The organism is Streptomyces filipinensis, assembly GCF_014649495.1.
GTDB lineage: Bacteria > Actinomycetota > Actinomycetes > Streptomycetales > Streptomycetaceae > Streptomyces > Streptomyces filipinensis.
In genome coordinates this window covers 94,189-115,426 of sequence record NZ_BMTD01000019.1, presented here as the reverse complement: position 1 = coordinate 115,426, position 21,238 = coordinate 94,189, and the positions used below count along the sequence as shown (strand labels likewise).

Annotated in this window: 21 protein-coding genes; 4 read left to right on the top strand and 17 right to left on the bottom strand. The window is 70.5% G+C overall.

All coding sequences use genetic code 11. The features are described 5' to 3' along the window. Positions 1 to 4: 4 nt before the first annotated feature. The 11 genes from nuoK to IE244_RS32990 are packed head-to-tail and all read right to left on the bottom strand — an operon-like array spanning position 5 to position 10,882. On the bottom strand, positions 5 to 304 hold the full coding sequence (nuoK, locus tag IE244_RS33040; protein ID WP_028420845.1) for an NADH-quinone oxidoreductase subunit NuoK: 300 nt from the start codon (positions 302 to 304) through the stop codon (positions 5 to 7). Beyond that, positions 301 to 1,143: an NADH-quinone oxidoreductase subunit J gene (locus IE244_RS33035; protein ID WP_191877245.1), complete on the bottom strand. Its 843-nt coding sequence runs from the start codon at positions 1,141 to 1,143 to the stop codon at positions 301 to 303. The genes nuoK and IE244_RS33035 overlap by 4 nt, the downstream gene beginning before the upstream one ends. Then, a complete protein-coding gene (gene nuoI, locus IE244_RS33030; protein ID WP_191877244.1) occupies positions 1,140 to 1,781 on the bottom strand; it encodes an NADH-quinone oxidoreductase subunit NuoI in 642 nt (213 codons plus the stop codon). Before nuoI ends, IE244_RS33035 begins: the two co-directional genes overlap by 4 nt. Beyond that, positions 1,774 to 3,138, bottom strand: a complete 1,365-nt coding sequence (nuoH, locus tag IE244_RS33025) for an NADH-quinone oxidoreductase subunit NuoH (RefSeq protein WP_191877243.1) — start codon at positions 3,136 to 3,138, stop codon at positions 1,774 to 1,776. Before nuoH ends, nuoI begins: the two co-directional genes overlap by 8 nt. After that, complete coding sequence (locus tag IE244_RS33020; protein ID WP_191877242.1) at positions 3,135 to 5,639, bottom strand: NADH-quinone oxidoreductase subunit G; 2,505 nt, start codon at positions 5,637 to 5,639, stop codon at positions 3,135 to 3,137. The genes nuoH and IE244_RS33020 overlap by 4 nt, the downstream gene beginning before the upstream one ends. After that, positions 5,636 to 6,982 carry an NADH-quinone oxidoreductase subunit NuoF gene (nuoF, locus tag IE244_RS33015; protein WP_373305801.1) on the bottom strand — a complete coding sequence of 449 codons (1,347 nt, stop codon included), beginning with the start codon at positions 6,980 to 6,982 and terminating at the stop codon, positions 5,636 to 5,638. Before nuoF ends, IE244_RS33020 begins: the two co-directional genes overlap by 4 nt. After that, entirely contained in the window at positions 6,982 to 7,848 is an 867-nt protein-coding gene (nuoE, locus tag IE244_RS33010) for an NADH-quinone oxidoreductase subunit NuoE (RefSeq protein ID WP_031166884.1), read from the bottom strand. Before nuoE ends, nuoF begins: the two co-directional genes overlap by 1 nt. Further along, the gene (locus IE244_RS33005; protein ID WP_031166882.1) at positions 7,845 to 9,170 is read right to left on the bottom strand and encodes an NADH-quinone oxidoreductase subunit D; all 1,326 of its coding nucleotides are present in this window, start codon (positions 9,168 to 9,170) and stop codon (positions 7,845 to 7,847) included. The genes nuoE and IE244_RS33005 overlap by 4 nt, the downstream gene beginning before the upstream one ends. Further along, entirely contained in the window at positions 9,167 to 9,958 is a 792-nt protein-coding gene (locus tag IE244_RS33000) for an NADH-quinone oxidoreductase subunit C (protein WP_373305800.1), read from the bottom strand. Before IE244_RS33000 ends, IE244_RS33005 begins: the two co-directional genes overlap by 4 nt. After that, positions 9,955 to 10,509, bottom strand: coding sequence for a NuoB/complex I 20 kDa subunit family protein (locus IE244_RS32995; protein WP_009190037.1), 555 nt, complete (start codon positions 10,507 to 10,509; stop codon positions 9,955 to 9,957). The genes IE244_RS33000 and IE244_RS32995 overlap by 4 nt, the downstream gene beginning before the upstream one ends. A gap of 13 nt (positions 10,510 to 10,522) precedes the next feature. Next, a complete protein-coding gene (locus tag IE244_RS32990) occupies positions 10,523 to 10,882 on the bottom strand; it encodes an NADH-quinone oxidoreductase subunit A (protein WP_003992243.1) in 360 nt (119 codons plus the stop codon). 750 nt (positions 10,883 to 11,632) lie between these two features. Between IE244_RS32990 and IE244_RS32985 the strand changes: the two genes are divergently transcribed. Together IE244_RS32985 and def are read left to right on the top strand one after the other, a co-directional pair. After that, the gene (locus IE244_RS32985) at positions 11,633 to 12,457 is read left to right on the top strand and encodes a C40 family peptidase (RefSeq protein WP_191877240.1); all 825 of its coding nucleotides are present in this window, start codon (positions 11,633 to 11,635) and stop codon (positions 12,455 to 12,457) included. A 150-nt stretch (positions 12,458 to 12,607) separates the two neighbouring features. Continuing rightward, the gene (gene def, locus IE244_RS32980; protein WP_191877239.1) at positions 12,608 to 13,234 is read left to right on the top strand and encodes a peptide deformylase; all 627 of its coding nucleotides are present in this window, start codon (positions 12,608 to 12,610) and stop codon (positions 13,232 to 13,234) included. A gap of 26 nt (positions 13,235 to 13,260) precedes the next feature. On the opposite strand, the gene IE244_RS32975 is transcribed toward def, so the two are convergent. After that, a complete protein-coding gene (locus IE244_RS32975) occupies positions 13,261 to 14,553 on the bottom strand; it encodes a geranylgeranyl reductase family protein (RefSeq protein WP_191877238.1) in 1,293 nt (430 codons plus the stop codon). A 97-nt stretch (positions 14,554 to 14,650) separates the two neighbouring features. On the opposite strand from IE244_RS32975, the gene IE244_RS32970 reads away from it, so the two are divergent. Both IE244_RS32970 and IE244_RS32965 read left to right on the top strand, forming a co-directional pair. Next, on the top strand, positions 14,651 to 15,178 hold the full coding sequence (locus IE244_RS32970; RefSeq protein ID WP_191877237.1) for a GNAT family N-acetyltransferase: 528 nt from the start codon (positions 14,651 to 14,653) through the stop codon (positions 15,176 to 15,178). 109 nt (positions 15,179 to 15,287) lie between these two features. Continuing rightward, the gene (locus IE244_RS32965; protein WP_229854501.1) at positions 15,288 to 15,596 is read left to right on the top strand and encodes a PASTA domain-containing protein; all 309 of its coding nucleotides are present in this window, start codon (positions 15,288 to 15,290) and stop codon (positions 15,594 to 15,596) included. 30 nt (positions 15,597 to 15,626) lie between these two features. On the opposite strand, the gene IE244_RS32960 is transcribed toward IE244_RS32965, so the two are convergent. The 5 genes from IE244_RS32960 to IE244_RS32940 all read right to left on the bottom strand — a co-directional run bounded on the left by IE244_RS32960 (position 15,627) and on the right by IE244_RS32940 (position 21,152). Then, on the bottom strand, positions 15,627 to 16,322 hold the full coding sequence (locus IE244_RS32960) for a demethylmenaquinone methyltransferase (protein WP_191877235.1): 696 nt from the start codon (positions 16,320 to 16,322) through the stop codon (positions 15,627 to 15,629). A gap of 162 nt (positions 16,323 to 16,484) precedes the next feature. Then, on the bottom strand, positions 16,485 to 17,084 hold the full coding sequence (locus tag IE244_RS32955; protein ID WP_191877234.1) for a hypothetical protein: 600 nt from the start codon (positions 17,082 to 17,084) through the stop codon (positions 16,485 to 16,487). A 17-nt stretch (positions 17,085 to 17,101) separates the two neighbouring features. Beyond that, on the bottom strand, positions 17,102 to 18,301 hold the full coding sequence (gene mqnC, locus IE244_RS32950; protein ID WP_191877233.1) for a cyclic dehypoxanthinyl futalosine synthase: 1,200 nt from the start codon (positions 18,299 to 18,301) through the stop codon (positions 17,102 to 17,104). A gap of 72 nt (positions 18,302 to 18,373) precedes the next feature. Then, entirely contained in the window at positions 18,374 to 19,174 is an 801-nt protein-coding gene (locus IE244_RS32945) for a prepilin peptidase (protein WP_191877232.1), read from the bottom strand. Positions 19,175 to 19,205: 31 nt separating this feature from the next. Beyond that, a complete protein-coding gene (locus IE244_RS32940; RefSeq protein ID WP_191877231.1) occupies positions 19,206 to 21,152 on the bottom strand; it encodes a serine/threonine-protein kinase in 1,947 nt (648 codons plus the stop codon). Positions 21,153 to 21,238: the final 86 nt, after the last annotated feature.

The following is a 21,238-nucleotide window of genomic DNA, read 5'->3' as shown; positions in this document are numbered from 1 at the left end:
CCCCTTACAGCTTCATCAGGCTGGCGTCGTCGACCGAGGCCGAGTGGCGGGTACGGAACAGCGACACGATGATCGCGAGGCCCACCACGACCTCCGCGGCGGCGACGACCATCGTGAAGAAGGCGATGATCTGGCCGTCGAGGTTGCCGTGCATCCGGGAGAAGGCGACGAACGCGAGGTTGCAGGCGTTCAGCATCAGCTCGATGCACATGAAGACCACGATCGCGTTGCGCCGGATCAGTACTCCGGTCGCGCCGATCGTGAACAACAGGGCGGCGAGGTAGAGGTAGTTGACCGGGTTCACTTCGACGCCTCCTCGGGCCGCTTGAACGTCGCCGGTTCGATCGCCGTGCGCTCCAGGCGTTCCTCCGCGCGCTGTTCCAGCGCGTGCAGGTCGTTGAGCGCCTCCGCGGACACGTCACGGACCTGGCCGCGCTCGCGCAGCGTCTTGCTGACGGTCAGCTCGGACGGGGTGCCGTCGGGGAGCAGGCCCGCGATGTCGACCGCGTTGTGCCGGGCGTAGACACCCGGGGCGGGCAGCGGAGGTACGTGGGTGCCTTCACGGACACGCTGTTCGGACAGCTCGCGCTGGGTCTTGGCGCGCTCCGTGCGCTCGCGGTGGGTGAGCACCATGGCGCCGACGGCGGCCGTGATCAGCAGGGCGCCGGTGATTTCGAAGGCGAACACGTACTTGGTGAAGAGGAGGGAGGCGAGGCCCTCCACATTGCCGTTCGCGTTCGCCTGGCCGATGCCGTCGAACTCCTTCAGGGACGCGTTCCCGAGCCCGGCGAGCAACAGGACGCCGAAGCCGGCCCCACACAGAAGGGCCAGCCAGCGCTGGCCCTTGATGGTCTCCTTCAGCGAGTCCGCCGCCGTCACGCCGACGAGCATCACCACGAACAGGAACAGCATCATGATCGCGCCGGTGTAGACGACGATCTGCACGATTCCCAGGAAGTAGGCGCCGTTGGCGAGGTAGAACACCGCGAGGATGATCATGGTCCCGGCGAGACACAGCGCGCTGTGCACGGCCTTCTTCATGAAGACGGTACACAGGGCGCCGATCACCGCGACCGTGCCGAGGACCCAGAACTGGAACGCCTCACCGGTGGAGGTGGTGTAGGCGGCGAGGTGCGTCATCATCGGCCGATCACCTCCTCCGAGGCCGGCTCGTCCTCACCGAAGGTCGACGCGGCCTCCTGCGGGACCTCGCCCTTGGAGTGCGCGACCTGGCGGACCGTGCCGGGCGCGGCATGTGTGACCAGGCCCCGGTAGTAGTCCTGTTCGTCGGTCCCCGGGAAGATCGCGTGCGGTGTGTCGACCATGCCCTCTTCGAGGCCGGCGAGGAGCTGCTCCTTGGTGTAGATGAGGTTGGCGCGGCTGGAGTCGGCCAGTTCGAACTCGTTGGTCATCGTCAACGCGCGCGTGGGGCACGCCTCGATGCACAGCCCGCACAGGATGCAGCGGGCGTAGTTGATCTGGTAGACGCGGCCGTACCGCTCGCCCGGCGAGTAGCGCTCCTCGTCGGTGTTGTCGGCGCCCTCCACGTAGATGGCGTCGGCGGGGCAGGCCCACGCGCACAGCTCGCAGCCGACGCACTTCTCCAGGCCGTCCGGATGGCGGTTGAGCTGGTGCCGTCCGTGGAACCGCGGAGCCGTGGTCTTCTTCTGCTCCGGGTACTGCTCGGTCAGCCGCTTCTTGAACATGGCCTTGAAGGTCACGCCGAAGCCGGCGACGGGGTTCTGGAAACCGGGCTTGGTCTCCTTCGGCTCCTCAGCCATCGGACGCCTCCTTTCCATCCGAAGATCCGTCACTGACAGTGTCCGATCCGCCACTGACAATCAGCTCCCGCTCGCGGCGCGGGCGGCGCCTCGGCACGGGCGGCAGTTCCTGTCCGGGGAGCGGCGGCACGGGGAATCCGCCCGCCATCGGGTCGAATCCGGCCTGCTCGGCGGTGGACTGTCCGGCCGCCCTCGCCCTCTCGCGGAACATGTCGGCGACGAAGGAGATCAGCAGAAGGGCGAGGACTCCGCCGCCCACGTAGAGGGCAATGTCGGCGAACTCGTAGTGCTCGTTGCGCAGGGCCCGTACGGTCGCCACCAGCATCAGCCAGGTCACGGAGACCGGGATGAGGACCTTCCAGCCGAGCTTCATCAGCTGGTCGTAGCGGACGCGTGGGAGCGTGCCGCGCAGCCAGATGAAGAAGAACAGCAGCAGCTGGACCTTGATGACGAACCAGAGCAGCGGCCACCAGCCGTGGTTCGCGCCCGCCCAGACGGAGCTGATCGGCCAGGGGGCGCGCCAGCCGCCGAGGAACAGGGTGGTCGACACGGCCGAGACCGTCACCATGTTCACGTACTCGGCGAGCATGAACATCGCGAACTTGATCGACGAGTACTCGGTGTTGAAGCCGCCGACCAGGTCACCCTCGGACTCCGGCATGTCGAAGGGGGCGCGGTTGGTCTCGCCGACCATCGTGACGATGTACAGGATGAAGGAGACCGGCAGCAGCAGGATGTACCAGCGGTCGTGCTGCTGCTCCACGATCGTGGAGGTCGACATCGACCCCGAGTACAGGAACACGGAGGCGAACGCGGCACCCATGGCGATCTCGTAGGAGATCATCTGCGCGCAGGAGCGCAGGCCGCCGAGCAGCGGATACGTGGATCCGGAACTCCAGCCCGCGAGGACGATGCCGTAGATGCCGACGGAGGCGACCGCGAGGACGTAGAGCATCGCGATCGGCAGGTCGGTCAGCTGCATCGTGGTGCGGTGGCCGAAGATCGAGATTTCGTTGCCGGCCGGGCCGAAGGGGATCACCGCGATCGCCATGAAAGCCGGGATGGCCGCGACGATCGGCGCGAGGACGTACACCACCTTGTCCGCGCGCTTGACGATGAGGTCTTCCTTGAGCATCAGCTTCACACCGTCGGCGAGCGACTGGAGCATGCCCCAGGGGCCGTGCCGGTTGGGGCCGATGCGCAGCTGCATCCAGGCGACGACCTTGCGCTCCCAGACGATGGAGAACAGCACGGTCACCATCAGGAAGGCGAAGCAGAACACGGCCTTGATGACGACCAGCCACCAGGGGTCGCGGCCGAACATCGAGAGGTCTTCAGCTGCGAGGTACGGGCTCATGCCTCCACCTCCTTGGGGGCCGGTTCGGCGGGTGCCGCCGGGCCGATGCGGACGAGGGAGCCGGGCTGCGCCCCGGTGTCGGAGGCGACGCCCGTGCCGGCGGAGTTCAGCGGGAGCCACACCACCCGGTCGGGCATATCGGTGACCCGCAGCGGGAGTGCGGTGCTGCCCGCGGGGCCGGTGACCGCGAGGAGGCCGCCGTCCTCGACGCCCGACTCGGCGGCTGTCGCCGCGGACACGCGCGCGTACGCGGCGTGCCGGGTGCCTGCGAGTGCCTCGTCGCCCTCCTGCAGGACACCCTGGTCGAGCAGCAGCCGGTGTCCGGCGAGCACGGCCTCGCCGGCGGCCGGGCGGGGCAGCGCGCCCGCGGACTCCTGGGGTTCGGCGGCGCGCGGACCGTCCCAGGAGCCGAGCCGGTCGATCTCCGCGCGCGTGGTGCGCAGATCCGGCAGGCCCAGATGGACGTCCATCGCGTCGGCCAGCATCTGCAGCACGCGCGCGTCGGCCGGTGCCAGGCGACGGGTCATCTGCTCGGGCTTGAGGGCGGCCTCGAAGAATCGCACCCTGCCCTCCCAGTTGAGGAAGGTGCCCGCCTTCTCGGCGACCGCGGCGACCGGCAGGACGACGTCGGCGTATTCGGTGACCTCACTGGGCCGCAGTTCCAGTGACACCAGGAAGCCGACGCTGTCGAGTGCCTCACGCGCGCGTGCCGGGTCGGGCAGGTCGGCGACCTCGACCCCGGCGACCACGAGTGCCGACAGTTCGCCGGTCGCGGCGGCCTCGACGATGTGGTGGGTGTCGCGGCCGTAGCGCAGCGGGAGTTCGGCGAGGCCCCAGACGGCCGCGACCTCCTCCCGCGCGCGCGGGTCGGTCGCCGGGCGGCCGCCCGGCAGCAGCGACGGCAGCGCGCCCACTTCGATGGCGCCCCGCTCACCGGCCCTGCGCGGGATCCACACCAGCTGGGCGCCGGTCGCCGTGGCGGCCCGTACGGCGGCGGTGAGGCCGCCGGCGACCGAGGCGAGCCGCTCTCCTACGACGATGACCGCGCCCTCGGTGCGCAGTGCCTCGGCGGCCCGGGTGCCGGGCTCGTCCAGGCCGACGCCGCCGGCGAGGGCGTCCAGCCACTCGGTCTCGGTGCCCGGCGCGGCCGGCAGCAGGGTGCCGCCCGCCTTCTGCAGGCCCCGGGTCGTGTGCGTGGACAGTGCGAACACCTGCTGCCCGTGCCTGCGCCAGGCCTTGCGCAGCCGCAGGAAGACGCCGGGCGCCTCCTCCTCCGACTCGAAGCCGGCCAGCAGCACGGCCGGAGCCTTCTCCAGGGAGGTGTACGTGACCCCCGTACCGTCGAGGTCCCGGCCGTGGCCGGCCACGCGGGACGCCAGGAAGTCGGCCTCCTCACCGCTGTGCACGCGCGCGCGGAAGTCGATGTCGTTCGTGTCGAGCGCCACGCGCGCGAACTTGCTGTACGCGTAGGCGTCCTCGACGGTCAGCCGGCCGCCGACGAGCACGCCGGCCCGGGAGCGGGCGGCGCCGAGGCCGCGCGCGGCCGCCTCCAGCGCCTCCGGCCACGAGGCGGGCTCCAGGACCCCGTCGGCGCTGCGGACCAGCGGGGTGTCGAGGCGGTCTTTGAGCTGCGCGTAGCGGAACGCGAAGCGTCCCTTGTCGCAGATCCACTCCTCGTTCACCTCGGGGTCGCTGGCCGCGAGGCGCCGCATGACCTTGCCACGCCGGTGGTCGGTGCGGGTGGCGCAGCCACCGGAGCAGTGCTCGCACACCGACGGGGAGGAGACGAGGTCGAAGGGGCGGGAGCGGAATCGGTAGGCCGCCGAGGTGAGCGCGCCGACCGGGCAGATCTGGATGGTGTTGCCGGAGAAGTACGACTCGAACGGGTCGCCCTCGCCGGTGCCGACCTGCTGCAGGGCGCCCCGCTCGATCAGCTCGATCATCGGGTCGCCCGCGATCTGGTTGGAGAACCGGGTGCAGCGGGCGCACAGCACGCACCGCTCGCGGTCGAGCAGGACCTGGGTGGAGATCGGTACGGGCTTTTCGTAGGTCCGCTTCTTGCCGTCGAAGCGGGACTCGGGGTTGCCGTGCGACATGGCCTGGTTCTGCAGCGGGCACTCGCCACCCTTGTCGCAGACCGGGCAGTCCAGCGGGTGGTTGATGAGCAGCAGCTCCATCACGCCGTGCTGGGCCTTCTCGGCGACCGGCGAGGTGAGCTGGGACTTCACCACCATGCCGTCGGTGCACGTGATGGTGCAGGACGCCATGGGCTTGCGCTGGCCCTCGACCTCGACGATGCACTGACGGCAGGCGCCGGCGGGATCGAGCAGGGGGTGGTCGCAGAACCGGGGGATCTCGATGCCGAGCTGCTCGGCGGCCCGGATGACCAGGGTGCCCTTGGGCACGCTGATCTCGGCGCCGTCGATCGTCAGCGTGACGAGGTCTTCCGGCGGGACCGCCGCCTCTCCGCCACCCGCGGGAGCGTTGGTGGTCACGGTCATGCGTTCACCTCCGGGCGGTCCGCCCAGGCCGTCGACTTGGCCGGGTCGAAGGGGCAGCCCCGGCCCGTGATGTGCTGCTGGTACTCCTCGCGGAAGTACTTCAGCGAGGAGAAGATCGGGGACGCGGCGCCGTCGCCGAGGGCGCAGAAGGACTTGCCGTTGATGTTGTCGGCGATGTCGGCGAGCTTGTCGAGGTCGGACAGGGTGCCCTTGCCGGCCTCGATGTCCCGCAGCAACTGCACCAGCCAGTACGTCCCTTCGCGGCACGGCGTGCACTTGCCGCAGGACTCGTGGGCGTAGAACTCCGTCCAGCGGGTCACCGCCCGCACCACGCACGTCGTCTCGTCGAAGCACTGCAGCGCCTTGGTGCCGAGCATCGACCCGGCGGCGCCGACGCCCTCGTAGTCGAGGGGGACGTCGAGGTGCTCGTCGGTGAACATCGGCGTCGAGGAGCCGCCGGGCGTCCAGAACTTCAGCCGGTGGCCGGGCCGCATGCCGCCGCTCATGTCCAGGAGCTGGCGGAGCGTGACGCCGAGCGGGGCCTCGTACTGGCCGGGGCTGGCGACGTGGCCGCTGAGCGAGTAGAGCGTGAAGCCCGGGGACTTCTCGCTGCCCATCGACCTGAACCAGTCTTTCCCGTTTTGCAGGATGGCGGGAACCGACGCGATCGACTCGACGTTGTTCACAACAGTCGGACAGGCGTAGAGGCCTTCCACCGCAGGGAAGGGGGGACGCAGCCGCGGTTGACCACGGCGGCCTTCGAGCGAGTCGAGCAGTGCGGTCTCCTCACCGCAGATGTACGCGCCGGCGCCGGCGTGCACGGTGAGGTGGAGGTCGAGCCCGCTGCCCAGGATGTTCTCGCCGAGGTAGCCCGCCGCGTAGGCCTCGCGCACGGCCTCGTGCAACCGCCGCAGAACGGGAACGACTTCACCACGCAGATAGATGAAGGCATGCGACGACCTGATGGCATAGCAAGCGATCACCATGCCCTCGATGAGGCTATGCGGGTTCGCGAAGAGGAGCGGGATGTCCTTGCAGGTCCCGGGCTCCGATTCGTCGGCGTTGACAACTAGATAGTGCGGTTTTCCATCACCCTGCGGAATGAACTGCCACTTCATTCCGGTCGGGAATCCCGCGCCGCCGCGGCCGCGCAGCCCGGAGTCCTTGACGTACGCGATCACGTCGTCCGGTGACATGGCGAGCGCCTTGCGGAGCCCCTCGTACCCCTCGTGCCTCCGGTAGACGTCCAGGGTCCAGGACCGGTCCTCGTCCCAGAAGGCCGACAGCACGGGTGCGAGCAGCTTCTCCGGGCTCGTGTCCTTCACCTCGGGTACCACGGTCATCACTCCCCCTCCTCGGCGGTAGGCCCTGCCGGGTGGGCTGGGTCGGAGGCCGATGTCTCCTGCGGCGCGTCATGGGAGCTGAGGTGCTCGGCCGGCGACGGCTCGTGCACCCTGTCCTGCTGCTCCTCATGCGGACCTCCGCGCGGATGGACCACGCGCGCGGGTGCGGCCTCTCCCCTTGCCAGGCGAAGGCCCACCAGTGACGCCGGTCCCGCACTGCCGCCCTCCTCGACGGCCCCTGGCCGCTCGTCGGGGAAGCCGGCCAGAATCCGCGCGGTCTCCTTGAAGGTGCACATCCGCGCCCCGCGCGTGGGCTGCACGGGCCGGCCCGCGCGCAGATCGTCGACCAGGTGCTTGGCGCTCGTCGGCGTCTGGTTGTCGAAGAACTCCCAGTTGACCATCACGACCGGCGCGTAGTCGCAGGCCGCGTTGCACTCGATGTGCTCCAGGGTGACCTTGCCGTCGTCGGTGGTCTCGCCGTTGCCGACGCCCAGGTGCTCCTGGAGGGTCTCGAAGATCGCGTCGCCGCCCATCACCGCGCACAGCGTGTTGGTGCACACGCCGACCTGGTAGTCGCCGGACGGCTTGCGCCGGTACATCGTGTAGAAGGTGGCGACGGCGGTGACCTCGGCCGTGGTCAGGTCCAGCATGTCCGCGCAGAACCGCATTCCGGTGCGCGTGACATGGCCCTCCTCCGCCTGCACGAGGTGGAGCAGCGGCAGCAGCGCGGACCGGGAGTCCGGGTAGCGCGCGATCACCTCGCGCGCGTCCGCCTCCAGCCGGGCCCGGACGTCGTCCGGGTAGGCGGGCGCGGGCAGTTCGGGCATGCCCAGGCTGACGCCCCGCTCCGAAGAAGAGGTGGTCACCGGTCGACGCCTCCCATCACGGGGTCGATGGACGCGACGGCGACGATGACGTCGGCGACCTGGCCGCCTTCGCACATCGCCGCCATGGCCTGCAGGTTGGTGAAGGACGGGTCGCGGAAGTGGACCCGGTAGGGGCGGGTGCCGCCGTCGGAGACGACATGCACGCCGAGCTCGCCCTTGGGGGACTCGACGGCCGCGTACGCCTGTCCCGGTGGGACGCGGAAGCCCTCGGTGACGAGTTTGAAGTGGTGGATCAGGGCCTCCATGGAGGTGCCCATGATCTTCTTGATGTGGTCGAGGGAGTTGCCGAGTCCGTCCGGTCCCAGGGCGAGCTGGGCGGGCCAGGCGATCTTCTTGTCGGCGACCATGACCGGGCCGGGTGCGAGCCGGTCCAGGCACTGTTCGACGATCCTGAGCGACTGGCGCATCTCCTCCAGGCGGACCAGGAAGCGGCCGTAGGCGTCGCAGGTGTCGGCGGTCGGGACGTCGAAGTCGTACGTCTCGTAGTCGCAGTACGGCTGTGCCTTGCGCAGGTCGTGCGGCAGGCCGGTGGAGCGCAGGATGGGGCCGGTGGCGCCGAGGGCCATGCAGCCGGCCAGGTCGAGGTAGCCGATGTCCTGCATGCGGGCCTTGAAGATGGGGTTCCCGGTGGCGAGCTTGTCGTACTCGGGGAGGTTCTTCTTCATCTTCTTCACGAACTCGCGGATCTGGTCCACGGCGCCGGGCGGCAGGTCCTGGGCCAGTCCGCCGGGGCGGATGTACGCGTGGTTCATCCGCAGGCCCGTGATGAGCTCGTAGAGGTCGAGAATCATTTCACGATCACGGAAGCCGTAGATCATGATCGTGGTGGCGCCCAGCTCCATGCCGCCGGTGGCGATGCACACCAGGTGGGAGGACATCCGGTTCAGCTCCATCAGGAGGACCCGGATGATCTTGGCGCGCTCGGTGATGTCGTCCTCGACGCCGAGGAGTTTCTCGACGGCGAGGCAGTAGGCGGTCTCGTTGAAGAACGACGTCAGGTAGTCCATGCGCGTGACGAAGGTGGTGCCCTGCGTCCACGTGCGGTACTCGAGGTTCTTCTCGATGCCGGTGTGCAGATAGCCGATGCCGCAGCGGGCCTCGGTGACCGTCTCGCCCTCGATCTCCAGGATCAGGCGGAGCACTCCATGGGTGGAGGGGTGCTGGGGACCCATGTTGACGACGATGCGTTCGTCGTCGGCGCGGGTCGCGGACTGGACGACCTCGTCCCAGTCGCCACCGGTGACCGTATATACGGTGCCCTCGGTGGTTTCCCGGGCGGCTGCTGACTGGGTGCTGCTCACGAGTACGACCTCCGCTGGTCCGGAGCCGGGATCTGGGCGCCCTTGTACTCGACGGGGATGCCGCCGAGGGGGTAGTCCTTGCGCTGCGGGTGGCCCTGCCAGTCGTCCGGCATCATGATCCGGGTCAGGGCCGGGTGACCGTCGAAGACGATGCCGAAGAAGTCGTAGGTCTCGCGCTCGTGCCAGTCGTTGGTCGGATAGACCTGGACCAGCGACGGGATGCGCGGGTCGCTGTCGGGGGCGCTGACCTCCAGGCGGATCAGCCGGTTGTGGGTGATCGAGCGCAGATGGTAGACGGCGTGCAGCTCACGGCCCTTGTCGTGCGGGTAGTGGACGCCGCTGACCCCGGTGCACAGTTCGAAGCGCAGGGCCGGGTCGTCGCGCAGGGTGCGGGCGACGCGGACCAGGTGCTCGCGTTCGATGTGGAAGGTCAGCTCGCCGCGGTCGACGACCGTCCTCTCGACGGCGTTGTCCGGGACGAGGCCCTGTTCCTCCAGGGCGCCCTCCAGCTCGTCGGCGACCTCGTCGAACCAGCCTCCGTAGGGACGGGTCGCGGGTCCCGGGAGCCGGACCGAGCGGGTCAGGCCACCGTAGCCGGAGGTGTCGCCGCCGTTCTCGGCGCCGAACATGCCGCGCTGGACGCGGATCTCCTCGCCGCCCTGGCCGCGCTGACCGGGGAGGTTGGAGGCGGAGAGGTCCTTCTCGGGGTTCACCCCGTTCGCGGAGCCGTTCACCCCGTTCGCGGAGCCGTTCACGCCGCCCGCGCCGTTGCCGTTCGCGTCGCTCACCGCAGCAGCCCCTTCATCTCGATCGTGGGCAGGGCCTTGAGCGCCGCCTCCTCCGCCTCGCGGGCCGCTTCCTCGGCGTTGACGCCGAGCTTGGTGGACTGGATCTTCTGGTGGAGCTTGAGGATCGCGTCCATCAGCATCTCGGGGCGGGGCGGGCAGCCCGGCAGGTAGATGTCGACCGGGACGATGTGGTCGACGCCCTGGACGATCGCGTAGTTGTTGAACATGCCGCCGGAGGAGGCGCAGACGCCCATGGAGATCACCCATTTCGGGTTCGGCATCTGGTCGTAGACCTGCCGGAGCACCGGCGCCATCTTCTGGCTGACCCGGCCGGCGACGATCATCAGGTCCGCCTGGCGCGGCGAGCCGCGGAAGACCTCCATGCCGAAGCGGGCCAGGTCGTAACGGCCGGCGCCGGTGGTCATCATCTCGATGGCGCAGCAGGCGAGGCCGAAGGTGGCCGGGAAGACGGACGCCTTGCGCACCCAGCCCGCGGCCTGCTCGACGGTGGTCAGCAGGAAGCCGCTCGGCAGCTTTTCTTCGAGTCCCATGTCGTAAGGCCCCTCAGTCCCATTCCAGGCCGCCGCGCCGCCATACGTACGCGTACGCGACGAAGACGGTGAGCACGAAGAGCAGCATCTCCACGAGCCCGAAGATCCCCAGGGCGTCGAAGGTGACGGCCCAGGGGTAGAGGAAGACGATCTCGATGTCGAAGACGATGAAGAGCATCGCCGTCAGGTAGTACTTGATGGGGAAGCGCCCGCCGCCGGCCGGCGTGGGGGTCGGCTCGATACCGCACTCGTAGGCCTCGAGCTTGGCGCGGTTGTACCGCTTCGGACCGATCAGCGTGGCCATGACCACGGAGAAGATCGCAAAGCCTGCCCCGAGGGCTCCCAGTACGAGGATGGGCGCATACGCGTTCACCGCTCCTCGCTCCTCTCAGTCGGCGCTGACTGCTGGCGGTTGCACTGGTGCACTGCGCTCACTTCCGCCTCACCGGTCCCACGAGTCCCGTCATCCCCAGCGAAGATCGAGAACATGTGAAGCAGGTCACAAGCCCAGTTGCCACGCATCTTATGCCCGTCGCTCTGTGATCTGCGACACGGGGTATTCCACAAGCTTTGTGATCTCCACCACCTGACGAAGGATCATGAAGTCGGATGATGAGTGATCTTCATACGCGAAGCGTTCAGTTGATCACCAGAAGTGACATTTTTGCTCGTCATCGCAGGCCGGAGGGGTCGTCTCAATATCAAGAGACTTCCGCTGCATGCAAATTGGCGCTGGACGCCGGTGCCTGGTAGAGGGCGGCGTTCACACATCAGTGGGAGGCGAGGGAGCGGTGTGGACGGGGGTGTGGGCACGTGCACGCGTTCACGAGCGCCGCGCGCACGGACGCCGCGGTTCCGGTGACCGTTCCGTGACCTCCGCCACATCGATGAGAGGTCCCTGAGAACCGGGCTTGGCCAACGACCGCAACCAGTGGTAGGTGGGGGGCAATCCGGACGTAATGATCAAAGGCCGTGATCAAGGCCTTGATCACCGACGTCCGGTTTGTCCGTTACGGCGTCAATAAAGAGCGACGCGCCCGGGATTCACGGTCTCGATTGAGCAACTGTGGCGCAGCACACGTTTCTTGAAGATATGAAGGAGCCCCTGGTACCGGTTGTTCCCATGTCCCACACCGCTCACATACGCAGCCACCGGAAGCCCCGCCGCAGCGCGTCGACCCTCGCGATGCGGGCCGGAGTTGCCGGTGGCGTCCTCAGCACCCTGGCAGTCGCCGGGGCGTCCGGCTCGGCGAACGCGGCCGAGCCGGTGACGCAGACCCTCGAACTGCCCACCCTGACGGCCGACCTGGCCGCTCAGGCGGCCAAGTCCGCGGACGCCACCCAGCAGGCCGCCGCGAACTACCAGCTGCAGGCCGAGCGTGACGCGGCCGCCGCAAAGGCCGCGAAGCAGGCCAAGGCGGACCTCGCCGAGGCGAAGCAGAAGGCCGCCGAGGCCAAGAAGAAGGCCGAGGAGGCCGCCCGCAAGGACGCCGCCGCCCGCGCCTCCCGCAACGCGGCGCGCACGACGCTCTCCACCACGTCGGACTCCGGCGGCACCTCCACGAGCACGTCCACGAGCACCTCCACGGCCACCGGTTCGGCCGCGGCCGTGATCTCCTTCGTGAAGGCGCAGATCGGCAAGGCGTACGTCTCCGGCGCCACCGGTCCGACGGCGTACGACTGCTCGGGCCTGGTGCAGACGGCCTTCAAGCAGGTCGGGATCAGCCTGCCCCGTGTCTCCCAGGACCAGTCGACGGCCGGCACCCAGGTGTCGCTGAGCAACCTGCAGCCGGGCGACATCCTGTACTGGGGCCCCGCGGGCAGTGCCTACCACGTGGCGGTGTACGTGGGCGACGGCATGTTCGTCGGCGCCCAGAACCCCTCCAGCGGCGTCGGGGAGCACCCGCTGTCGTACGACCCGCCGACCGGCGCCGTGCGGGTGCTCTGAGCACTCCCGCGCCTCTCAACGCGCGTAGGGCCGCAGCCGTTCGGGGGCAGCGGCCCTTGCGTCGTTCCCGGCACGCCAGGGCGGTGTTCCTGACATGCTCGGCACGGGCCGCCGCCCGGCGGTCCGTCCATGAGCGAAGGAGACCGCGCGATGCCACGCGTGTTCGTACAGGGAACGCCCGCCGACCACTACCCCCGCCACGCCCCCGAGGCCCGGCGCGGTGTGGTGCGCCGGATCACCGAGGTCGGCGAGGAGGTCCTGCACAAGCCGTGCCGGGACGTCACGGAGTTCGGCCCCGACCTCGCCGCACTCATCGACGACATGTTCCTCACCCTGTATGTCGCCGAAGGAGCGGGGCTCGCGGCCAACCAGGTCGGGGTCGATCAGCGTGTTTTCGTGTACGACTGCCCCGATGACGACGGTGTCCGGCATGTCGGACACATCGTCAATCCGGTGCTGGAAACGCCCACGAGCGGGCGACGGCTGCTGGACGAGAACGAGGGCTGCCTGTCGGTACCGGGTGCCGTGATGGCCGTGTCGCGGCCGGACCGGGCCGTCGTGCGCGGGCAGGACAAGAACGGCCGGCCGGTCGTCATCGAGGGCACGGGGTACTTCGCGCGCTGCCTGATCCACGAGACCGACCACACCGACGGGCACCTCTATCTGGACCGGCTCTCCAAGCGGGAGAAAAAGGACGCCCTGCGGCAGATGGCGGACCGGCGGGACGAGGTGTTCGCCCGCCGGGCCGCCAGGGCCGGGGAACTGAGCCGGGTCTAGGGGAGTGAGCAGGCTCTAGAGGGGCCTCACGCCTTCGGGGCCACCTTGCTCAGGCCGTTGATGATGCGGTCCATCGCGTCACCGCCGGTGGGGTCGGTGAGGTTCGCGAGGAGCTTGAGGGTGAACTTCATCAGCAGTGGGTGCGAAAGACCCCGCTGGGCGGCGATCTGCATGACTTTCGGGTTGCCGATGAGCTTCACGAAGGCGCGGCCGAGCGTGTAGTAGCCGCCGTAGGTGTCCTTGAGGACGCGTGGGTAGCGCTGCAGGGCGATCTCGCGCTGGGCGGGCGTGGCCCGCGCGTGGGCCTGCACGATGACGTCGGCGGCGATCTGGCCGGACTCCATGGCGTAGGCGATGCCCTCGCCGTTGAAGGGGTTCACCAGGCCGCCGGCGTCACCGACGAGCAGCAGCCCGCGCGTGTAGTGCGGCTGGCGGTTGAAGGCCATGGGCAGGGCGGCGCCGCGGATGGGGCCGGTCATGTTCTCGGGGGTGTAGCCCCAGTCCTCGGGCATGGATGCGCACCAGGCCTTGAGGATCTCGCGCCAGTCCAGCTCCTTGAAGGAGGCGGAGGTGTTCAGCACGCCGAGGCCGACGTTCGACGTGCCGTCGCCCATGCCGAAGATCCAGCCGTAGCCGGGCAGGAGGCGGTCCTGGGGGCCGCGCCGGTCCCACAGTTCCAGCCAGGACTCCAGGTAGTCGTCGTCGTGGCGGGGCGAGGTGAAGTAGGTGCGCACCGCGACGCCCATGGGACGGTCCTCGCGGCGGTGCAGGCCCATCGCCAGCGACAGGCGGGTGGAGTTGCCGTCGGCGGCCACCACCAACGGCGCGCGGAAGGTGACCTCGCGCTTCTCCTCGCCGAGCTTGGCGGTGACACCGGTGATGCGGCCGGTGCGGTCGTCGACGACCGGGCCGCTCACGTTGCAGCGCTCGTACAGCCGCGCCCCCGCCTTCTGGGCGTTGCGGGCGAGCTGCTCGTCGAAGTCGTCGCGCTTGCGGACGAGTCCGTAGTTCGGGTAGGAGGCGAGTTCCGGCCAGTCCAGCTGGAGGCGGGAGCCGCCGCCGATGATGCGCAGGCCCTTGTTGCGCAGCCAGCCGGCCTCCTCGGAGATGTCGATCCCCATCGACACGAGCTGCTTCACCGCGCGCGGGGTGAGGCCGTCGCCGCAGACCTTCTCGCGCGGGAACTCGGTCTTCTCCAGGAGAAGGACGTCGAGACCGGCCTTGGCGAGGTGGTAGGCGGTCGTGGAGCCGGCCGGCCCCGCGCCGACGACGATCACGTCGGCGGTGTTTTCGGAGAGGGGCTCCTTCACGACGGTCACGGCGGGATCTCCCCTGGTTCGAAATCTGCGTGCCGACCGGCACTGGACATGGGCAGTCTATTCAGCAGAATTGATCACCCGGCTGAAGGGCTGCCCTGTGAACCGACCTCTCCCCGCGGTACGGCTGCGCGTCCCCACCCACGAGGACGCGATCACCTGGCACCGGGTCTTCGACGACCCCGAGGTCATGGAGTTCTACGGCGGCGGTCCGGCCGCGCTGTCGGTCTACGAGGAACTCACCGCGCGCCAGCGGCGGCACGACGCGGTACTCGGCTTCTGCCTGTGGACCTTGCTGGACGAGGCCGGGGAGGTCATCGGCTTCACCGGGGCGCAGCCCTGGCGGCCCGGCTGGGGTCCGGTCGGCGAGATCGAGATCGGCTGGCGGCTGGGCCGGGCGCACTGGGGCAAGGGGTATGCCACCGCGGCCGCGCGCGAGACGCTCCAGCGGGTGCGGGCGGCAGGGGTGCCCGAGGTGGTGGCGATGGTCCGGCCGGGCAACGAGCGGTCGATCGCGGTGACCCGGCGGCTCGGGATGCGGCCGGCGCAGGGCTACCCGCATCCCACGCTGAACGAGTCGGCGCTCTGCTTCCGGCTGGCCCTCAACACACCCGATAACTCAGAGTAGTCGTCTGTCACAGAAAGACACGAACTTCTTCCGGCCGGGGCGCCCTGGAGTTACCCTTCCTGTACCGCTGGGGGTGACATCTGTGCGTATAACACCCAAAACACCCGAAGTGCGCGTGCCGCGGCTGGTCGGACTGATGGCCGTGGACGCGCGCGAAACGGCCCGGGCGCGCGGCCTGTTGCTCAGCGCGCCGGACCGCCCCGACTTCCACCTCACGGTCGTCGACTACGTCGTACGGCAGTACCCGCAGCCCGGCGCCGAGGTGCCGCGGGAGTCGATGGTGTACGTGTGGTTCGACTTCGGCGAGGGAGAGGGCGGCGGAGGCGTGCGCGAGCCACGCATCCCGCGGCCGCCCACGGGCGGACTCCGCCGTGAACTCGGTGAGCCCGGTGACGCCTACGAGATGATCAACCGGTGAGCCGGCGGCGGCGACCCACCGCCGGGGGGCTCAGCTCTCCTTGAAGCCGCGGTGCAGGGCGACCACGCCGCCGGTGAGGTTGCGCCACGCCACCTTCGACCAGCCCGCCTTGCGCAGCCGTTCGGCGAGGCCGGGCTGATCGGGCCAGGCGCGGATGGACTCGGCGAGGTAGACGTAGGCGTCCGGGTTCGAGGAGACCGCGCGGGCGACCGGCGGCAGCGCCCGCATCAGGTACTCGGTGTAGACGGTGCGGAACGGCGCCCAGGTCGGATGCGAGAACTCGCAGATCACGACGCGCCCGCCGGGCCGGGTCACCCGGTACATCTCCCGCAGGGCCGCGTCCGTGTCCTGCACGTTGCGCAGCCCGAAGGAGATCGTCACGGCGTCGAAGGTGTCGTCCTTGAACGGCAGTCTCGTCGCGTCGCCGGCCGTGAACGGCAGCCAGGTGTGCTTCCTCTTCCCGACCTGGAGCATCCCGAGGGAGAAGTCGCAGGGGACGACGTACGCGCCCGTCCGCGCGAAGGGCAGCGAGGAGGTGGCCGTACCGGCGGCGAGGTCGAGGATCTTCTGCGCGGGGCGCGCGTCGACCGCCTTCGCCACCTCCTTGCGCCAGCGCCGGTCCTGGCCGAGCGACAGCACGTCGTTCGTCAGGTCGTACCGTTCCGCCACGTCGTCGAACATCGAGGCGACTTCGTGCGGCTGCTTGTTCAGGGAAGCGCGGGTCACCCGCCCATTGTTGCAGCCCGGTCTCAGGGCAGGAGCCTCGGCTTCCTGCGTGCCGCGACGTCCTCCACCCAGCCGCAGAGCAGGACGAAGCCGCGAGGGACCGCAGCGGGGTGACGCAGAGTCCGGGGACCTTCGCGCGGGCGTTCGCGGGCTGAGCCGTGATCAGCGGCCGCGGTACACCAGCCTCCCGCCGATCACGGTCGCCACACAGGTCCCGGCGCCGCGCCGGACCAGTTCGGCGCGGTCCGCGACGTCGAACACGGCGAACCGGGCGGGACCACCTGGGACCAGCCCCGGCAACAGGATCAGCGGTGTCGGGGACAGCGCCGCCGGGCCCGGGAGCCGGTCCGGCCGCCGCCCCACCGCGAGTCCGGCCCGGCGCACCGCGTCGACCACCGCCCGCGACCGCAGTTCCCCGGCCACCGCCACCGTGCCGTGCGCCAGCATCCGCTGCACCCCACGCCGCGCGCTCGCACCGAGCCGCGCGGGGTCGGTGCGGAAGATCTCCCGGGCCCGCTCCCCACCGATGGGCTCGGTGCCGAGGTCATCGGCCTCGCGCGGGTCGGGATGGTACGTGGCCTCCAGCAGCTCCGGGCCGTACGGGTTCAGCAGTCCCGGGGTCAGGATGCCGGGCCAGCGCCGCACCCGCGCCCTCGGGTGACCGTCGGCCAGTTCCTGGTACCGGCCGACGGCGGCGACGGACGCCCCGTCGACCAGGACCGCCGCCTCGGGCGACCGCTCGGCGACGTGAAGTGTCAGCACGGGACTCCTGGTTCGTTCTAGTTCGACGCCAGCAGCTTCAGCTCGGGGTGGGCCGTGCCGCCCTCGATCGCCGTGGAGGAGATGTGGGAGACGACCCGGTCGTCGACGGGGTCGTTCGCCGGGTCGTCGTGGACGACGAGGTGCTCGTACGTCGTGGCGCGCTGCGCCGGGACCCGGCCCGCCTTCCTGATCAGGTCGATGATCTCCATACGGTTGGAGCGATGCCTGGCGCCGGCCGAGGAGACCACGTTCTCCTCCAGCATGATCGAGCCGAGGTCGTCCGCGCCGTAGTGCAGCGACAGCTGGCCGACCTCCTTGCCCGTGGTCAGCCACGAGCCCTGGATGTGCCGGACGTTGTCGAGGAACAGACGGGCGATCGCGATCATCCGCAGGTACTCGAACAGGGTCGCCTGGGTGCGGCCCTTCAGGTGGTTGTTCTCGGGCTGGTAGGTGTACGGGATGAACGCGCGGAAGCCGCCCGTGCGGTCCTGGACGTCCCGGATCATCCGCAGGTGCTCGATCCGTTCGGCGTTCGTCTCGCCCGTGCCCATCAGCATGGTGGAGGTGGACTCCACGCCCAGCTTGTGCGCGCTCTCCATGATCTCCAGCCAGCGCTCGCCGGACTCCTTCAGCGGGGCGATGGCCTTGCGCGGCCGCTCCGGCAGGAGTTCGGCGCCGGCGCCGGCGAAGGAGTCCAGGCCGGCCTCGTGGATCCGGGTGATGGCCTCCTCGACCGAGACCCCGCTGATCCGCGCCATGTGCTCGACCTCGGACGCGCCCAGCGAGTGGATCACGAGCTGCGGGAAGGCGTCCTTGATGGCCTTGAAGTGCTTCTCGTAGTACTCGACGCCGTAGTCCGGGTGGTGGCCGCCCTGGAACATGATCTGGGTGCCGCCCAGTTCGACGGTCTCCGCGCAGCGGCGCAGGATGTCGTCGAGGTCGCGGGTCCAGCCCTTGTCCTTGTCCTTGGGGGCCGCGTAGAAGGCGCAGAACTTGCACGCCGTGACGCACACGTTCGTGTAGTTGATGTTCCGTTCGATGATGTACGTGGCGATGTGCTCGACACCGGCGTACATACGGCGGCGTACGGCGTCGGCGGCGGCGCCCAGCGCGTGCAGCGGGGCCTCGCGGTAGAGGACGAGCGCCTCTTCCGGAGTGATCCGTCCACCGGCTGCGGCACGGTCGAGAACAGACTGGAGGTCGGCCTTCTCGGTCACCAGGGCGTCCCTTTCGTCAAGGGTTGTGGACGGACTGACTCAGCCTACGCCAGCCCCCGCGGCCGTCCGTCCTCAGGCCGCGTACGCGCCGATCAGCAGGCCGGTGAAGGCCCCGGCCAGCAGGAACGGGCCGAACGGGATCGCCGTCCTGCGGCCCGCGCGCCGTACGACGACGAGCGCACCGCCGTACAGGGCGCCGAGCAGGAAGCCGGCGAAGGTGCCGAGCAGGACCGTGGACCAGCCGTACCAGCCGAGTACGGCGCCCGCCCCGACGGCCAGCTTCACATCGCCGAAGCCCATGCCGGCCGGGTTGATGCGGTACAGCGCGTAGTAGCCGGCGCCGAGCGCGAGGGCTCCGTAGAGCGCGGTGAGCCAGTGGCCGGCGTGTTCGGGCAGCAGCGCGGCCAGGCCCAGCAGGGCGAGCGCGGCCACGGCGAGGGGCAGGGTGAGCGGGTCGGGCAGCCGCTGCACCCGGACATCGACCACGGCCAGCAGCACCCCGACGGGGGCGAGCAGCAGCCAGACCGCCAGTTCCGGCCGGGTGCCGGTGGCGGCGGCGAGCGCGGCGCAGGTCAGGGCGGTGAGGAGGGCGGCGGGCAGCACACCCGCGCGCGGCCCCGTCCCGGACCCCTGTGCCTGTTCCGCCCCCGGTCCGTGTCCCCGCCCCTGTTCCGTCCCCGGTCCATGTCCCGCTGCGCCGCAGGCGCCGCAGCCGGTCCGGCCGATCCAGCCCCGCAACGGGTGGCCGGCCGGGCAGCGCTCCCGCCACGGTTCACCGGAGGGGACGGCGAAGCGGTAGGCGGCACGCGGCAGCAGCGCGCCCGACAGGGCACCCCACAGCGCGGCGAGGGCCACCAGCGCCCCTGTGCTCATCCGGTTCCGCTCCCCGTCGCGTCCACGGTCCTCATCCCACCTTCGACATACGGGCCTGCGCGTTGCCCTCGGCAGCGCTGTCCGAGGTGAACCGCAGGTCGTCGCCGACCGGGGTCAGCTCGACCTGGCGCGGATCCGCCACGCAGTGCCCGGGGTTGTCCTTCGCGCCCACCGAGGTCGCCAGAAGCTGCGACTTCGTCACCCGCTTCAGGGTGAGGACGTCCGTGCACACGCTGCCGAGCTGGTCGGTGTTCCGGAGTCGTCCCAACTCCTCCCCCACGGCCGCCTGGTGGACGGTGATCCGGAAGGTGCCCGCCGGCAGCCCGAGTTCGCTGCCCTGCCCTTCCCAGGTCCCGAGGTAGCGGGCCGGGATCGCGCCGGGCCGGGCGCCTGAGCCGGGGACGCCGCCGGTCTCCGCACTCGGCGCCGGGGAGCGGGGGCCGGCGCTGCTCGCGCCCGCGTCCTCGTCGTTCTGGAACCAGGGTGCCAGCAGTGCGCCGAGCACCAGGGACACCGTGACCAGCGCTCCGGCGACCGCCAGCACCACCGTGCAGCTCAGCCGGCGGCCGCGGCCGGCCTCCGCCGGCGCGGAGGCCGCCGCCACGCTGACGGAGAGCCGGCCGGGCGGCGACGCGTCCCGCGGCGCGGGCACGACGGTCGGCACTCCCGCCGGAGCCCCCTCCACCCCCGTCGCCGTCCCGGCCGGCACCCCGTCCACACCGGTCGCCGCCCCGCCCGGGACCCGGTCCCCACCGGTCGCCGGCTCCGAGGAGGTCTGACCCGGGGGGCCGAGGGGCGGGACCGGGGTGCCCGCGGAGTTCATCACCGGCGCGGGCCCGAAGACCCCGGCCACGCTCGCGACGGGAGCCTGGGCCGGAGCCGGGGATGCGGCCGACGCCTGTTCCTGCCCCGAAGCCTGCGCCGGAACCGGAGCCTGGACGGAAGCCTGCTCCCGACCCGGAACCCGCCCGGCACCCTGCCCCGGAACCGGACCCCGCGCACCACCCTGCTCCCCACCCGGACCCGGTGGTTCCGGTGCCGAAGGGCTGTCGAAGGGAACGGGCCCCGAGTCCCCCGTCTCCCCCGTGTCCAGGTTGAGCAGGCGTACGGCGCTGCGGCTGACCTGTTCCACCAGGGCGCCGGGCAGCCAGCCGCCGGCGATCAGGCGGGGGGCGCCGTCCGGGGCGAGCCGTCGGCACACGTCGGCGGGAGCGGGCCGGGCCGCCGGGTCCTTGACCAGGCAGGCCGCGGCCACCTCCCGCAGCACGCCGTCGAGCGAGCCGAGTTCGGGCTCCTCGTGGACGACCTTGTAGAGCAGCGCGGCGGAGGAGTCACCGCGGAAGGGCGCTTCCCCCGTGGCCGCGTGGACGAGGACCGCACCGAGGGAGAAGACGTCGGCGGCACCCGTGACGCCCTTGCCGAGGATCTGCTCGGGTGACATGTAGCCGGGGGAGCCGATCGAGACACCGGTGGACGTCAGGGACGCCGTACCGTCCATGGCCCGCGCGATACCGAAGTCGATCAGCAGCGGACCGTCGAGGGTCAGCAGGACGTTGGACGGCTTCACGTCCCGGTGCACCAGGCCCCGTTCGTGTACGGCCGTCAGCGCCTCGGCGAGCCCCGCGCCCAGGGCCCGTACGGTGTGCGCGGGCAGCGGACCGGAGTCGGTGACGGCCGCGGCCAGGGACGGACCGGCCGCGTAGGCGGTGGCGACCCAGGGCACCGGGGCGTCCGGGTCCGCGTCCAGGACGGGTGCGGTCCAGGCGCCGCCGACCCGGCGGGCGGCCGCCACCTCGCGCCGGAACCGCGCGCGGAACTCCTCGTCCAGCGCGAAGTGCGGATGCACGATCTTCACCGCGACCGTACGGCCGCCCGCGCTGCGGCCGAGGTAGACCCGGCCCATGCCGCCGGAGCCGAGCCGGCCGAGCAGCCGGTAGGGCCCGACGGTGGCCGGCTCGTCCACATCCAGCGGCTGCATGGCGCGCTCCCCCCGACGTCGCTCCCCGGCGTCCTGCCCGGCGCACCGGAACCCGATGTGCCCGGCGCCCGATGTCGCCGACGCCC

Excerpts from the sequence above, each read along its gene's own strand:
- nuoI (WP_191877244.1), bottom strand. The coding sequence starts at position 1,781 with ATGGCTGAGGAGCCGAAGGAGACCAAGCCCGGTTTCCAGAACCCCGTC.
- IE244_RS33035 (WP_191877245.1), bottom strand. The coding sequence starts at position 1,143 with ATGATGACGCACCTCGCCGCCTACACCACCTCCACCGGTGAGGCGTTC.
- IE244_RS32940 (WP_191877231.1), bottom strand. The coding sequence starts at position 21,152 with ATGCAGCCGCTGGATGTGGACGAGCCGGCCACCGTCGGGCCCTACCGG.
- IE244_RS32995 (WP_009190037.1), bottom strand. The coding sequence starts at position 10,509 with ATGGGACTCGAAGAAAAGCTGCCGAGCGGCTTCCTGCTGACCACCGTC.
- nuoF (WP_373305801.1), bottom strand. The coding sequence starts at position 6,982 with ATGACCGTGGTACCCGAGGTGAAGGACACGAGCCCGGAGAAGCTGCTC.
- IE244_RS33020 (WP_191877242.1), bottom strand. The coding sequence starts at position 5,639 with ATGACCGTGACCACCAACGCTCCCGCGGGTGGCGGAGAGGCGGCGGTC.
- IE244_RS32985 (WP_191877240.1), top strand. The coding sequence starts at position 11,633 with ATGTCCCACACCGCTCACATACGCAGCCACCGGAAGCCCCGCCGCAGC.
- nuoH (WP_191877243.1), bottom strand. The coding sequence starts at position 3,138 with ATGAGCCCGTACCTCGCAGCTGAAGACCTCTCGATGTTCGGCCGCGAC.
- IE244_RS32945 (WP_191877232.1), bottom strand. The coding sequence starts at position 19,174 with ATGAGCACAGGGGCGCTGGTGGCCCTCGCCGCGCTGTGGGGTGCCCTG.
- def (WP_191877239.1), top strand. The coding sequence starts at position 12,608 with ATGCCACGCGTGTTCGTACAGGGAACGCCCGCCGACCACTACCCCCGC.